Source organism: Streptomyces sp. GbtcB6 (assembly GCF_019091475.1).
Lineage (GTDB): Bacteria > Actinomycetota > Actinomycetes > Streptomycetales > Streptomycetaceae > Streptomyces > Streptomyces hyaluromycini.
Map to the genome: position 1 here is coordinate 1 of NZ_JAGXJL010000312.1, position 265 is coordinate 265.

General features: G+C 69.1%; 1 pseudogene. It reads right to left on the reverse strand.

The window, feature by feature from the left end:
* A pseudogene (locus tag KVT45_RS55410) lies at positions 1-265 on the reverse strand (phenazine antibiotic biosynthesis protein); the annotation flags it as partial.

Sequence of the window (265 nt, forward strand, 5' to 3'; positions counted from 1 at the left end):
GACGGCGAAGGACAGGCCGCCGCGTCCGGCGACCAGTTGCTGGAAGGAGGCGCCGACCATGTGCGGTCCGGACGGGATGGCCAACAGCCAGTTCACGTCCCGCGGCACGCGGTGCGCGTCCAGTTGGGCGTTGCTGTGGGCCAGCAACAGGTCCAGCCACTCCTGGAGCATGACGACACGCTTGGGGGCGCCTGTAGTGCTGCCGCTGTCGAAGACGCCGACGATCTTGGGGTGGCCCCCGTAGCCGCAAGGGATCAGGACCTCG